At 67.3% G+C, this 14,123-nt stretch carries 8 protein-coding genes; 4 read left to right on the top strand and 4 right to left on the bottom strand.

All coding sequences use genetic code 11. The features are described from left to right. Positions 1 to 254 precede the first annotated feature (254 nt). On the top strand, positions 255 to 848 hold the full coding sequence (locus METLW4_RS0118470) for a phosphatase PAP2 family protein (protein ID WP_018267721.1): 594 nt from the start codon (positions 255 to 257) through the stop codon (positions 846 to 848). Here the strand turns inward: METLW4_RS0118470 and hglS are convergent. Together hglS and amaB are read right to left on the bottom strand one after the other, a co-directional pair. Beyond that, on the bottom strand, positions 819 to 2,207 hold the full coding sequence (gene hglS / locus METLW4_RS25325) for a 2-oxoadipate dioxygenase/decarboxylase HglS (protein WP_043333029.1): 1,389 nt from the start codon (positions 2,205 to 2,207) through the stop codon (positions 819 to 821). The genes METLW4_RS0118470 and hglS overlap by 30 nt on opposite strands. Positions 2,208 to 2,239: 32 nt before the next feature. After that, positions 2,240 to 3,772 carry an L-piperidine-6-carboxylate dehydrogenase gene (amaB, locus tag METLW4_RS0118460; RefSeq protein ID WP_043333028.1) on the bottom strand — a complete coding sequence of 511 codons (1,533 nt, stop codon included), beginning with the start codon at positions 3,770 to 3,772 and terminating at the stop codon, positions 2,240 to 2,242. Positions 3,773 to 3,988: 216 nt separating this feature from the next. Between amaB and rocD the strand changes: the two genes are divergently transcribed. Continuing rightward, positions 3,989 to 5,221, top strand: a complete 1,233-nt coding sequence (gene rocD / locus METLW4_RS0118455) for an ornithine--oxo-acid transaminase (RefSeq protein ID WP_018267718.1) — start codon at positions 3,989 to 3,991, stop codon at positions 5,219 to 5,221. A 97-nt stretch (positions 5,222 to 5,318) separates the two neighbouring features. Continuing rightward, a complete protein-coding gene (locus tag METLW4_RS0118450) occupies positions 5,319 to 6,182 on the top strand; it encodes a dimethylarginine dimethylaminohydrolase family protein (protein WP_018267717.1) in 864 nt (287 codons plus the stop codon). On the opposite strand, the gene METLW4_RS0118445 is transcribed toward METLW4_RS0118450, so the two are convergent. Beyond that, a complete protein-coding gene (locus tag METLW4_RS0118445) occupies positions 6,157 to 7,281 on the bottom strand; it encodes a sensor histidine kinase (protein ID WP_018267716.1) in 1,125 nt (374 codons plus the stop codon). The genes METLW4_RS0118450 and METLW4_RS0118445 overlap by 26 nt on opposite strands. Positions 7,282 to 7,331: 50 nt before the next feature. Beyond that, positions 7,332 to 9,596: a response regulator gene (locus METLW4_RS0118440; protein WP_157235238.1), complete on the bottom strand. Its 2,265-nt coding sequence runs from the start codon at positions 9,594 to 9,596 to the stop codon at positions 7,332 to 7,334. A gap of 191 nt (positions 9,597 to 9,787) precedes the next feature. On the opposite strand from METLW4_RS0118440, the gene METLW4_RS0118435 reads away from it, so the two are divergent. Next, on the top strand, positions 9,788 to 14,122 hold the full coding sequence (locus tag METLW4_RS0118435) for a DEAD/DEAH box helicase (RefSeq protein ID WP_018267714.1): 4,335 nt from the start codon (positions 9,788 to 9,790) through the stop codon (positions 14,120 to 14,122). The last annotated feature ends 1 nt before the right edge of the window (position 14,123 follow it).

Genomic DNA, 14,123 nt, shown 5'->3' with positions numbered 1-14,123 from the left:
GGCCGGGCGAGAGATCGCTCTGGGACTGTGAATAAAATGTGACGGGCGGAGAGCGGCGCGGCCTTTCGCTTCGGTGGGCCGCGCAAAAAATTTCCTCGCGCGAGGCGCTGCGCCGAAGCTCGCGATCTATCCCTTTCTGCGCACGCACGCTCCGTGCATGATTGACAATGATGTGACGTTCGCGGCGCGCGTTGCAATCGAAACGTCGTTCATGTGTCACGAAACGGCAGCACGCGGCGCCTAGCTTTCTCGCCATGCTGCTCGCTTCGAACCGCCGCCTCTCACTCGAACGTCTCGTTCTCGCCGAGACGCTGCTCCTCTGGCGCGAGCGCCTGCTGCGCGCCGATCTCGCGGGCGTGCATTTCGTAGCGCGCTCCACGCAATTCACGCTGGGCCGAATGCTCGCGATCACGATCAGCAAGCTCGGCAATGGATGGATCTATCCCATCCTCGCGGCGGCGATCTTCTGCCTCGCCGGGCGCGATGCCTGGCCGGTGATCGCGCTCGGCGGACTCAACGCCGCGCTGCTGCACACGCTGTTTCCGCTCATCAAGAAGCGCATCGGACGCAAGCGCCCGTTTCATGTCGATCCGCGGCTGACGTCGCTGCTGAAGATACTCGACGAGCATTCCTTTCCGAGCGGCCATATGATGACGCTCAGCGGGGTGCTGGCGCCCATCGTTCTCGCTTGGCCTTCGGCCGCCGCTTCCGCCGCTGCGCTCGCGCTCTCCATGGCGTGGTCGCGCATCGCCACCGCGCATCACTATCCCAGCGATGTGCTCGGCGGCGTGACGCTCGGCCTCGCCATGGGCTATCCGCTATCGGCCTGCATTCTCGGCCATTGGTGATCGCCGCGCGAGCGCTTCGAGCGCCCGCTCCAGTGAGCTTTTTTCCTCATGCGCGTAAATCGCCGTCTCATCGGCGACCTTCGTTCCGAGCGCATGCTCGAACGCGTCGCGATTGGCCGAGGCCGATAGCTCGCGGCGTCCACCCTCTCCAAGATTGGACTGGAAGATTCCGGCCGCGCTCACCGGCAGAAAATCTTCATAGGTGATCGGCTCCGCGACGAGCGCGCCTTCGCGCAGCAGAGTCTCGACATCGCTGGATCCGGCCGCGCGCTTATCGCCCGGCGCATAGCGGAAGAAGGCGAGGCCCTGCGCGCGCACTGTCGCGGCGTCATCGGGAAAGGCGGAGAAGCGGCGCTCCAGCTCGGCTCGATAATCGTTGATCGCGCCATCGCGCGGCGGATTGGCGGCGAGCGTCTCGGCGAGCAATCGGTCATAGAGCGCGCGGCCCTTCGCCGTGAGCGCGGCGCCGCGCTGCTCGATCTCGCCGAAGCGCGCGCGATGCTCGCCGCGCGCTTCGTCGCGTCCCGCGAAGCGCACCGGCTCGGCGATGGCCTTGAAGCTCGTCTGGCGCAGCAGAATCGGAAATTGGCGTCGCGGCGGGCCTTCGACGATGGATTTCGGATCGAGCCCGCGCTCGGCGAGCGCCTTCTGCGCAGCGTCTATGTCGAGCGTCGGCAGCGTCAGATGATTGATGTGCGGACCGTGGAAGCAGACGACGTCGGCGACGAGCGGATGCGCCTTGCGATAGGCCTCATAGACGCCGGCGGTGACGGTGGCCTCGCCGCGCCAGCGAAACGTATGCAACGCCTCATGCACGAACTCGATCGCCAGCGCTTCGCCGAGCCCGCCATTGGCCTCGAAGATCTCGATGAGATGCAGGCAACGCGGCGTGAAGATGCGCCGACGCGCGAGAATCTCCTGCGCCTCGCGGCGCAGATCCTCGCCCTCGATCAGCTCGGGACGCAAAAGCGAGGTGAAGATGCGGAAAGGACAGCGCCTGATCGACTCCGTCTCGACAGGCCGAAAGCATGTGGAATGCACCGGCACGCCGGCGGGCGTGAGATCGTAATAGCCGACCGGATACATGCCCATGACGGCGAAGAGCCGCCGCAATCCCGCGAGCTCTTCCGGCCGTCCGACGCGAATGGCGCCGTGGCGCTCGACTCCGATGAGATCGAATGCGCCGGAGCGGCGCAGCCGCGCCTCCAGCGCAGGATCGCGCGCCAGCGCCTCGCCGTCGATCTCGCCGACGACGCGCGTCATCTCCTGATAGCGCGGCACCTCGTCGCGATACATTTGCGTCATCGCCGCGGAGAAGATCGAGCGGATCGTATCGGCGGGAACATGGGTCTCGGTCATGTCGGACTCCTCGAGATCGATCGGCGGATGCGTCACACGTCGAAGACGACGCCCTGCGCGAGCGGCAGAGCGCTCGAATAATTGATCGTGTTGGTGGCGCGGCGCATATAGGCCTTCCAGGAATCGGAGCCCGCCTCGCGGCCGCCGCCGGTTTCCTTCTCGCCGCCGAAGGCGCCGCCGATCTCGGCGCCGGACGGGCCGATATTCACATTGGCGATGCCGCAATCGGACCCTTCCGCGGAGAGGAAACGCTCCGCCTCGCGCAGATCGGTGGTGAAGATGGACGAGGCCAAGCCATGGCTCACATCGTTCTGCATATGCAGCGCCTCGTCCAGCTCGCGATATTTCATCGCATAGAGGATAGGCGCGAAAGTCTCGCGGCGCGAGACCGGCGCCGGCTCGGCCAGCTCCACCAGCGCCGGCCGCGCATAGTAAGCGTCCGGCCGCTCCTGCGCGAACAGACGCTGGCCGCCATAGACTTTTCCGCCGATCGTCGCGGCTTCGTCCAGCGCGTGTCGCATGGCGCGATAGGAATCGCCGTCGATGAGCGGGCCGATGAGCGTCTTGCCCTCGCGCGGATCGCCGACCGGCGCCGAGGCATAGGCGAGCGAGAGCCTTCCGATCAGCTGATCATAGACGGATTCGTGCACGATGAGGCGGCGCAGCGTGGTGCAGCGCTGGCCGGCCGTGCCCATGGCGGCGAAAGCGATGGCGCGGACAGCGAGATCGAGCGGCGCCGACGGACAGACGATGGCGGCGTTATTGCCGCCGAGCTCGAGAATGGAGCGCGCGAAGCGCTGCGCGAGCCGCGGCCCGACAGCGCGGCCCATGGCGGTCGAGCCGGTCGCCGAGACGAGCGCGACGCGACGATCGTCGACGAGCTTCTCGCCGAGCTCGCGCCCGCCGATGACGAGCGCCGAGAGTCCTTTGGGCGCCTCGCCGAAACGCGCCAGCGCGCGCTCGAACAGCGCGTGGGTGGCGAGCGCCGTCAGCGGCGTTTTTTCGGACGGCTTCCACACCAGCGCGTCGCCGCAGACGAGCGCTATGGCGGCGTTCCAGGCCCATACGGCGACCGGGAAATTGAAGCTGGAGATGATTCCGACGACGCCGAGCGGATGCCATGTCTCCATCATGCGATGGCCGGGACGCTCGGTCGCGATCGTGAGACCGTAGAGCTGGCGCGACAGGCCGACGGCATAGTCGCAAATGTCGATCATCTCCTGCACCTCGCCGCGCGCTTCGGAGACGATCTTGCCGGCCTCTATCGTGATGAGCTCGGCGAGCTCATTCTTCGCCGAGCGCAATTCCTCGCCGAAAAGGCGCACCAATTCGCCACGCCGCGGCGCCGGAATATTGCGCCATTTGCGATAGGCGGCGTCGGCCTCGCCGATCGCCAAATCTAAAGCATCGCTGTCTTTTGTTTTTGCTCTGGCGATGACTTCGCCGGTAATCGGCGTTCGCACTAGCAAATTCCCATCACGGAATAGCGCGGACGGAACAGTAATTCGAAAGAGCAGCTCTTCAGCTCTCGCTGCGATATCGTTGGTTGTTGCACATGATTCCATAGCTGTGCTTCCCATCTCGCCGTTTTGCTGCTTTATTTGTCTCGCAAATAGCTCGTGTTCGATGTATTTGCAACGCGAACGTCGGAGCGGCGTAACGACGCGCTCCACGAGAGACTGGCTCGCCGAGGCTTCGCGTCCCGTGAGCCGCCGATCGCCCGCACTGATGCAAATCGTCGAGGCGACGCCCACATAACGAAGCAGCGAGGTCATTCGTTCATGAACGCCAACGTCAAGTCCGTCGACAATCCGCATCGCGCGCGCAATTACGCGCCGCTTCCGATCACGCTCTCGCGCGGCGAAGGCGCCTTTCTGTTCGATGTGAATGGTCGCCGCTATGTCGATATGATGAGCGCCTATTCCGCGGTGAGCCACGGCCATGCGCATCCGCGCATTCTGAAAGTCCTCACCGAGCAGGCGCAGCGTCTCGCCGTGCCGTCGCGCGCCTATTACGACGATCGTCTCGACGCTTTCCTCACCGAGCTGTGCAATCTCACCGGCCTCGATGTCGCGCTGCCGATGAACACCGGCGCCGAAGCGGTGGAGACCGCGATCAAGGCGGCGCGCCGCTACGGGCGCCGCGTTCGTGGGCTGAAAAATCCCGAGATCATCGTGGCCAAGGGCAATTTCCACGGCCGCACCACGACCATCGTGGGCTTCTCCTCGGAGCCGGCCTATCGCGACGATTTCGGTCCCTATGGCGGCGGCTTTCGCGCGGTTCCCTATGGCGATCTCGCCGCGACAGAAGCGGCGATCGGGCCGGACACGGTCGCGATAATGGTCGAGCCCGTGCAGGGCGAGGCGGGCGTCATCGTGCCGCCGGTCGGCTGGCTCTCCGGCCTGCGCGCGCTCTGCGACGCGCGCGGCCTGCTGCTGATCGTGGACGAGGTGCAGGCGGGTCTCGGGCGCACCGGCGCCTGGTTCGCGTTCCAGCACGAGAATGTGAAGCCCGATGGCGTCATGCTCGGCAAGGCGCTCGGCGGCGGCGTGCTGCCGGTGTCCGCTTTCGTCGGCACGCGCGCGCTGATGGATATGTTCACGCCCGGCTCGCATGGCTCGACCTTCGGCGGCAACACGCTCGCCGCGGCGGTGGGGCTCGAGGCGCTGCATGTGATGCGCGACGAGAAGCTCGTCGAGCGCAGCGCGAGCCTGGGCGAGCATATGCTGCGCCGTCTGCGCAACATCGACAGTCCCGCGCTGCGCGACGTGCGCGGCAAGGGCCTGTGGGCGGGCGCCGAGATCGATCCGCGCTACGCCACCGGCCGCGAGGTCTGCGAGAGCCTCTGCGACAAGGGCGTGCTCTCCACTGTGACGCATCACAGCGTCGTGCGCCTGTCGCCGCCGCTCGTCATCGCGCGCGAGGATTTGGATTGGGCGCTCGATCGCTTCGAGGAGACGCTCGCCGAATTCGTCGAGCGCGCGCGTCCGGCCAAGCGCGCTCTGGCGAGCTGATCGCCGCCTGTCATCATTGCGGCGCCGGGACGGAGCAGTCTCGGCGCCGTCTTCATGCCGGGAAACGAAAGAACTCGCGATAACGAAAGGACTCGCGATGACGCAGCCGCATTCCATGTTCGAGCCTGCGCGCGCGCCGCGCGAGGAGCGGCGCCAGCGCGTGCTGATGTGCGCGCCGGATGATTTCGACGTGCGCTATGTCATCAATCCCTGGATGGAGCATCAGATCGGCCGCACCGCGCGCACGCTCGCGCGCGAGCAATGGCAGACTCTGCGCGCGCTCGTGGCCGAGAGCGCCGAGGTGGAGCTGGTCACGCCGGCGGCGGGCCTGCCAGATATGGTGTTCACCGCCAACGCCGGATTCGTGCTCGGCGAAACGGCTGTGGTGAGCCGCTTTCGCGCCGAGGAGCGGCGGCCGGAGGAGCCCTTGTTTCGCGCCTTCTTCGAGGCGCGCGGCTTTCGCGTCGCGGCCTGGCCGGAGCATGTTCCCTTCGAGGGCGCGGGCGACGCGCTCATCGATCGCGGCGCCGATGTCGTCTGGTGCGGCCATGGCATGCGCTCGGCCGAAGAGGCGCCGGCGGCGCTGGAGCGCATCGTCGGGCGGCGCGTGATCGGCTTGCGGCTGATCGATCCGCGCTTCTATCACCTCGACACTTGCTTCTGCCCGCTCGCGGGCGGCTGGCTGATGTTTTATCCGCCGGCTTTCGACGCCGCCTCGCGCGCCGCGATCGAGACGGTCGTTCCGCGCGAGAAGCGCATAGAGATCGACGAGGCGGATGCGATGCGCTTTGCCTGCAACGCCGTCGATCTCGATGGCGATCTCGCGCTGAACGACGCCTCGCCGCATCTGCAGCAGCGCTTGCGCGCGGCGGGCTTCGCGCCCGTCGTCACGCCGCTCTCGGAGTTCATGAAGGCGGGCGGCGCCGCCAAATGCCTCACGCTGAAGCTTTCAGAGGGCTAACCTTTGGAGCTTCGCCGCGCGGAATGGTCATGGTGAATGTCGCGCCGGCGCCGAGCTGCGAATCGGCCTCTATGCGCCAGCCATGGCGCTCGCATGTGGATTTGCACAGAGCGAGGCCGACGCCCGCGCCGGGATATTGCGCGAAGCTGTGGAGCCGGCGCAGCGGCTCGAATATGGCCTCGGCGTATTTCGGCTCGAAGCCTATGCCGTCATCGGCGACCGAAAGGGCGAGCTCCGGCTCGCGCCGAAGGAAGAAGCGAATATTCGGCGTGTGGCCGGGCTTGCGATATTTGATCGCATTGGAGAGCAAGCTCGAGAGGCAGCGCTCGAATTGCGGCTTGTCCGCCTCTATCAGCACGCCCGGCGGAACGGCGACGGCGATTTGCGCCTGCGTCTGGCGGATCAGCTCGGAGAAATCCGAGACGACGGCCTCGATCTCTCGGCGAATGTCCAGCGTCTCCAGCCGTGGCGGCGTCGAGACCTGCCGCGAGAAGGCGAGCAGGCCGTCGACAAGCTGGCGCGCGCGCAGCGCCGAGGCGCGCGCCACTTCGCCCGCATGCGCGGCCTCCACGAGATCGCCCTTGGCGATCGAGGCGGTGACGATATCGGCGAAGGTTGCGATCTTGCGCAGCGGCTCCTGCAGATCATGCGAGGCGATATAGGCGAAACGCGCCAGACGCTCATTGGCGAGCTGAAGCTCCTCGGCGCGCTCGACGAGCTGACGCTCGATCTCCTTGTGATGCGAGATATCGAACACCGTCACGGCGACGTAGAGACGTCCGTCCTCGAGGATCGGCGCGAGGCCGAGATGAATGGGAAATTCGACGCCCGATTTCTTGCGCGCGCGAACATCCCTGTCGACGCCGAGCAGAATGCGGCGCGGCGCCTTGTAATACTCCTCACGCAGGCCTGGGTGACGGACTCGCACCTCATCCGGCAGCAGCATATCGACAGTGTGGCCGACGAGCTCCTCGGCCGAATAGCCGAACATGTCCTCGGTCGCGCGATTGACATAGAGGATGCGATCGTCGGCGATCAGAAAGCGCGCGGCGAAGGCGGATTCGACGATCATCTTCAGCTGTGCGGGCGTCGCATGCATTGGCGCTGACCATGCGCTGTTCCTTCGGCGCCTCTATATGGGGGAGCGCCTCATGTGGCGCGAGAGGGGTGCGGCTTTTGGCCGTCGATCAGAGCCTTCAGCGCGTCGAGATCGATCGGCTTGACGAGATGGAAATCGAATCCGGCGGCCTCGCAGAGACGCCGCACATCATCGCCGCCGGAGCCGGTGGAGGCGATGAGGAGAAGATCCCGCCCTTCCGGCGCGGCGCGCAGCCGGCGCGCCGTCTCATAGCCGTCCATGATCGGAAGGCCGAGATCGAGCAGAGCGACATCGGGCTTGAAGCTCTGCGCCAGCTCGAGCGCGCGCATTCCGTCGCTGGCGACGCCGACCTCGTAATTCTCGAGACGCAGCAGCTCCGCCATGGCCTCGCACACGGCCGCGTCGTCATCGACGATCATGACCTTGCGCCGGCTCGTCTTCGTCTCCGGCGGAACGGCGCGCGCGCCGTCTAGAACGTCGCGCACCTTGCGCCCCAGCCGATCGATGGAATAGGGCTTCACGATCAGCTCGACGCCGGGGTCCAGCACGCCATTGTGGACGACGGCGTTGGGCGTGTAGCCGGTGGTGAAGAGTATCTTCAGATCGGGCCGACGCCTCCACGCCTCCTCGGCGAGCTTGCGGCCATTGGTGTCGGGCATCACCACATCGGTGAACAGCAGCGAAATATTCGGATTGACCTCGAGCTGGCGCAGCGCGGCGGCGGCGCTCTCTGCCGCCAGCACGCTATAGCCGAGCTCGGCGAGCGTGTCGGCGGTGAGATCACGCACGCGCGTATCGTCCTCGACGATGAGGATCGTCTCGCTCTTCTCGCTGCGCGGCGCGGTGCGCGCAGGCGGCGTGGATGTGGTCGTCGCGCTGGCGGGGCCGTGATGGCGCGGCAGATAGAGCTTGACCGTGGTGCCGAGCCCCTGCTCCGAATAGATGCGGACATGCCCGCCCGACTGGCGCACGAAGCCATAGACCTGGCTCAATCCGAGCCCGGTGCCGCGCCCGGCGGGCTTGGTGGTGAAGAAAGGATCGAAGGCGCGCGCGACCGTCTCGCGGCTCATGCCGGTTCCGGTGTCGGTGACGGCGATCAGCACATATTGGCCGGACGGTATGCCCACCTCGCGCGCGGCATATTCCTCGTCGAGATAGGCGTTGCTCGTCTCTATGGTGAGCGCCCCGCCTTGGGGCATGGCGTCGCGCGCATTGAGCGCGAGATTGAGGATCGTCGTCTCGAGCTGGCTTGGGTCCGCATAGGCGCGCCACAGGCCGCCGGCGAAGACCGCCTCCAGCCGCACATCCTCGCCCAGCGTGCGGCGAAGCATCTCGGCCATGGACGAGACCATCTTATTGGGGTCGATCGGCTCGGGCGCGAGGGGCTGGCGCCGCGAGAAGGCGAGCAGACGATGCGTCAGCGTCGCCGCATGCTCGGCGCCTTCCAGCGCGCTGTCGAGATAGCGCAGCGTCTCCGCCGGATCGGTGGAGAGGCGCCGCTTGGCGAGATTGACGCTGCCGATGACGACGGCGAGCATATTGTTGAAATCATGCGCGAGGCCGCCGGTGAGCTGGCCGATCGCCTCCATCTTCTGCGATTGGCGCAATTGCTCGGCGAGCTGCTCGCGCTGCGCCGCCTCGGTGGAGAGCGCGGCGTTGACGTCGCGCAGCTCCGATTGCGCCGCCGCGATCTCCTCGAGCCGTCCGCGCAGCACGGCGATGGTCGCCGCGCCGATGAGAATGGTGATGGAGATGGCGAGCGCCGCGCCGGCGCGCAGCAGCGAGCCATTCGTCTCCACGCCGCGCGATTGTGCGTCGATCAGCTGCTGCTGGCGAGACGTCTTGTCGTCGAGGCCGACGCGCAGCTGCTCCATGAAGGCCCTGCCGGAGCCGGCGCGCACGATGGCCACGGCGTCCTCATGCCGGCCGGCCGCCTGCAGCTCCACATTCTTGGTCATTTCGGCGAGCTTCTCATTGGCGATCACGCGCTGCGCCTCCAGCGCATTGCGATCCTCGCCCGGCTCGCTCGCGCGCAGCAGCGCGTCGAAATCGGCGTTCACGCGGGCCTTGGCGGCGTCGAAGGGCGCGAGATAGGCCGCGTCATTGGTCAGCAGATAGCCGCGCTCCGCGGATTCGGCCTCCTGGAGCCGATCGAGTATGTTGTGATGAATCCGCTTCTCGCCGATGAGCTGCCGCACGTCGCGATAGTCGGTCGCCTGCTTGCCGACGAAAGCGAAAGCGGCGAACAAGGACGCCGCGAGAATGGCGAAGCCGGCATAGAGGAACGACGACGTATCGATGAATTTGCTGCGCATGAACATCCTCTCGGCGCAATGGCGGGCCGTCCGCTCGCCCTGAGCGGCCGCCTCCCGTCCGGCCAGAAATGTGGCTGAAGCCGCCGCGAGCTTGTCGCGGCGCCGCGAAATTCCCAAATCTCATGGTTGGCGCGCGGTCCGATCGCCGCTAGCCTGCTCTCTCCACGGGGCTCTCTCCTCTCCTCACGGCCATGCATCTGTCGCACCTTTTTCATCCGGCGGTTACGGCATGGTTCGCCGATCATTTCCGCAATGCGACGCCGGCGCAAGCGGAAGCTTGGCCCCAAATCAAATCCGGCCGAAATATCCTGATCGCCGCGCCCACCGGCTCCGGCAAGACGCTGGCGGCTTTTCTGGCGGCGATCGACGATCTCATCCGCCAGGGCCTCGCCGGGACTCTGCCGGACGAGACGCGCGTCGTCTATGTCTCGCCGCTCAAGGCGCTGTCCAACGACGTCAGCCGCAACCTCGAGGCTCCGCTCGCCGGGGTGCGGGAGAAGCTGAGGCAGGCCGAGCTGCCGGACGTCGATATTCGCGTGGTCGTGCGCACCGGCGACACGCCCACCGCCGAGCGCGAGCGAATGCGCAAGCGCCCGCCGCATATTCTCGTGACGACGCCCGAATCGCTCTATGTGCTGCTCGGCTCCGAGTCGGGCCGCAAGGCGCTCGCGACGACGCGCGCCATCATCGTGGACGAGATTCACGCCGTCGCGCCCAATAAGCGCGGGGCGCATCTTTCGCTCTCGCTGGAGCGGCTCGCCGCGCTCTGCGGCGACGGATTGCAACGCATCGGCCTCTCCGCCACGCAGAACCCCATTTCCTCGGTGGCGCATTTTCTCGTCGGCGCGGGATCGCAGGCGGCGCCGGCGCGCGAGCCGGGAATCGTCGATTCCGGCCATCACCGCGCCCGCGATCTCGCCATAGAGGTTCCCGGCGCGCCGCTCGAGGCGGTGATGTCGGCGGAGGTCTGGGCTCAGGTCTACGACCGGCTCGCCGAGCTGATCGCCGAGCATCGCACCACTCTGGTCTTCGTGAACACGCGCCGCCTCGCCGAGCGCATCGCGCGGGAATTGTCGGATCGTCTCGGCGAGGAGGCCGTCACCTCGCATCACGGCAGCATGGCGAAGGAGCATCGCCTGCTCGCCGAGCAGCGGCTGAAGCGCGGCGAGCTCAAAGCCTTGGTGGCGACCGCCTCATTGGAGCTCGGCATCGATATCGGCGATGTAACGCTGGTCTGCCAGATCGCCTCGCCGCGCTCCATAGCGAGCTTTCTGCAGCGCGTCGGGCGCTCCGGCCATGTCGTCGGCGGCCTGCCCAAGGGGCGGCTGTTTCCCTTGTCGCGCGACGATCTCGTCGAATGCGCGGCGCTACTCGACAGCGTGCGGCGCGGCGAGCTGGACCGGCTCGCCATTCCGCATCGCCCGCTCGACGTGCTCGCCCAGCAGATCGTCGCCGAGGTGGCGGCGCAGGAATGGGGCGAGGCCGAGCTCTTCGAGCGTTTCAAGCGCGCCTGGCCCTATCGCGCATTGGAGCGCGCCGAATTCGACGATGTGGTGAAAATGCTCGCCGAGGGCTATGCGACGCGGCGCGGCAGGCGCGGCGCGCTGCTGCATCATGATGCGGTGAATCACATTCTGCGCGAGCGGCGCGGCGCACGCATGACGGCGCTCACCTCCGGCGGCGCCATCCCCGAGACCGCCGATTATCAAGTGCTGCTGGAGCCGGAGAATCACATTGTCGGCACGGTGCATGAGGATTTCGCCGTGGAGAGCATGGCCGGCGACATTTTCCAGCTCGGCAACGCCTCCTATCGCGTGCAGCGCGTCGAGCGCGGGACCTTGCGCGTCGAGGATGCGCAGGGCCAGCCGCCGACCATTCCCTTCTGGCTCGGCGAGGCGCCGGCGCGCGCGGACGAGCTGTCCCTCTCCGTCTCGCGCCTACGCGGCGAGATCGCCGAGCGTCTGCGCCGAGACCCCGGCGGCGGCGAGGCGCAACGCTGGCTGATGGAGGAGGTCGGCGTCGCGCCGCCCGCCGCGGAGCAGCTGGTCGACTATCTCGCCGGAGCGCTCGGCGCCTTCGGCGGCGTGCTGCCGACGCAGGATTGCCTCGTGCTGGAACGCTTTTTCGACGAGGCGGGCGGAATGCAGCTCGTCGTGCATTCGCCCTTCGGCGGGCGCATCAATCGCGCCTTCGGCCTCGCATTGCGCAAGCGCTTTTGCCGCAAGTTCAACTTCGAGCTTCAGGCGGCGGCGACGGAAGACAACATACTGCTCTCGCTCACCACGGCGCATAGTTTCGAGCTCGCCGAGGTGGCGAAATATCTTCATTCCAACAGCGTGCGCGGCGTGCTGGTGCAGGCGATGCTGACCGCGCCCATGTTCATGACGCGCTGGCGCTGGACGGCGGGAATCTCGCTCGCTCTGCCGCGCTTCCAGGGCGGCAAGAAGACGCCGCCGCAATTTCTACGCATGCAGGCGGAGGATTTGGTCGCCGCCGTCTTTCCCGATCAGATCGCCTGCGCCGAAAATCTCGCCGGCGAGCGCGAGGTTCCCGACCATCCGCTGACCAACCAGACCATTTGGGACTGTCTGCACGAGGCGATGGATATTGACGGGCTGGAGCGGCTGCTGCGGCGCATGGAGTCGGGCGAGGTGCGCGTCGTCGCCTGCGATCTCACCCAGCCTTCGCCGCTGGCGCTGGAGGTGCTCTCCGCGCGGCCTTACGCTTTCCTCGACGACGCCCCCCTCGAGGAGCGCCGCGCGCAGGCGGTGATGGCGCGACGCTGGCAGGACCCGCAGAGCGCCTCCGATCTCGGCCGGCTGGACGCGGAGGCGATCGAGCGCGTGAAGTCCGAGGCCTGGCCCGAGCCGATCGACCCGGAGGAACTGCATGACGCGCTGCTTTGGATCGGTTGCCTCACCGAGGCGGAGGTCGCCGCCGCGCCGGACTGGGCCGCATGGCTCGAGGCGCTGGCTCGCCAAAAGCGCGCGACGCGTTTCGAGACCGGGGCGGCGAGCTTCTGGGTCGCGGCGGAGCGGCTGACGCAATTTCACGCGCTCTGGCCCAAGGCGCGGCTGGCGCCGAAAATTTCGCCGCCCGAGAGCGAGGCGCCGGCGCTGTGGTCGGCCGAGCAGGCGCTGATCGAAATCTTGCGCGGTCGGCTCGAGGGGCTGGGTCCGGTCACGCAGACGGGGCTCGCCGCGGCGCTCGGCCTCGAGCCTACGAGTCTGACGACCGCGCTGGTCGCGCTGGAAGCGGAAGGCACGATCATGCGCGGGCGTTTCCTGCCCGGCGCCAATGACGAGCAATGGTGCGACCGCCGCCTGCTGGCGCGCATCCACCATTACACGATCAAGCGCCTGCGCGCCGAGATCGAGCCCGTTGCGGCGCGCGACTTCCTGCGCTTCCTCTTCGATTGGCAGCATGTCGCCGAGGAGGCGCGGCTGAAAGGGCCGGAGGCGCTGACCGCCGCTCTCTCGGGCCTCGAGGGATATGAAGCGCCGGCGGGCGCCTGGGAGACGGAAATCCTCCCCGCGCGCCTCTCCGATTACGAGACCGGATATCTCGATTCGCTCTGCCTCTCCGGCCGCATCGCCTGGGCGCGGTTGACGCCGCCCGCCGCCGCCAAGGGCGCCCGCATGGTCTCGCCGATCAAAAGCTCGCCGATCGCTCTCTTGGAGCGGCGAAGGCTGGCCGATTGGACCTCGATCGCGACGCCCGCCGAGCCGCCGGCGCTGAGCGGCCGCGCGCAATTGGCGCTCGAGACGCTGCGCGCCGAGGGGGCGCTGTTCTTCGAGGAGCTGGTCGACGCCTCGCGCCTGCTGCGCTCCGAGCTGGAGACGGCGCTGGGCGAGCTGGCCGCGCTCGGCCTCGTCACCTCGGACAGTTTCGGCGGGCTGCGCGCGCTGCTCGTGCCTTCCGAGAAGCGCAAGCCTTTCGACGGCGCGCGGCGGCGCGGCAAAGTGCTCTCCTTCGGCATGGAGAGCGCCGGGCGCTGGTCCCTCATTCGCCGCGCCTATGCGGCGCCGGGCTCACAGGCGCGTCACGCTTGCGTGGAGCACATCGCGCAGGCGCTGCTGCGCCGCTATGGCGTCGTCTTCTGGCGCCTTTTGGCGCGCGAAGGCGGCTGGCTGCCGCCCTGGCGCGATCTCCTGCGCGTCTATCGGCGGCTCGAGGCGCGCGGCGAAATTCGCGGCGGGCGTTTCGTCGCCGGCTTTTCCGGCGAGCAATATGCGCTGCCGGACGCCGTCGGCCTGCTGCGCGAGATTCGCCGCCGGCCCGCCGATGGGCGATATGTGTCGCTGTCGGCGGCCGATCCGCTCAATCTCATCGGCGTGCTGACTCCGGGCGGGAAGCTCGCCGCGCTCACCGGCAATCGCCTGCTCTATCGCGACGGCCTCCCCATAGCCGCGCTCGCCGGCGGCAAAATCGAATTTCTGACGAACGTCGACGAAGCGACGCGATGGGAGGCGGAGAAACGCCTCATCCGTTCGGCGGCGCGGGGACAGCTCGCCGATCTGGCGTGAG

Source organism: Methylosinus sp. LW4 (assembly GCF_000379125.1).
Taxonomy (GTDB): domain Bacteria; phylum Pseudomonadota; class Alphaproteobacteria; order Rhizobiales; family Beijerinckiaceae; genus Methylosinus.
Note: the sequence above shows the minus strand (reverse complement) of the source record. Positions and strands in the feature narration are given on the sequence as shown.